Below are 245 nucleotides of genomic sequence, written 5' to 3'. Positions count from 1 at the left end.
TTCTGCTTCGAGGGCGACGGGCTCTGGACCTCGTCCGACGCGGAGCTCGTCAACCGCGCGGGAGAGGAGCTGGTGAAGCTCGGCCTGGCGGCGCGGGAGGACATCCAGGACGGCGTGGTGATCCGCCAGCCCAAGGCCTATCCCGTCTATGACGCCGAGTACCAGGACCATGTCGCGGTGATCCGCGCGGCGCTGGAGGAAGCCTGCCCGAACCTGCACCTCGTCGGGCGGAACGGGATGCACAA

Annotated in this window: 1 pseudogene; it reads left to right on the top strand. The window is 68.6% G+C overall.

From position 1 onward, the window contains the following. A pseudogene (locus tag ACLF3M_RS35480) lies at nucleotides 1–245 on the top strand (FAD-dependent oxidoreductase); the annotation flags it as partial.

Source organism: Falsiroseomonas sp. HW251, from assembly GCF_050563545.1.
In the GTDB taxonomy this organism is placed as follows: domain Bacteria; phylum Pseudomonadota; class Alphaproteobacteria; order Acetobacterales; family Acetobacteraceae; genus Falsiroseomonas.
This window is presented reverse-complemented; position numbering and strand designations above follow the sequence as displayed.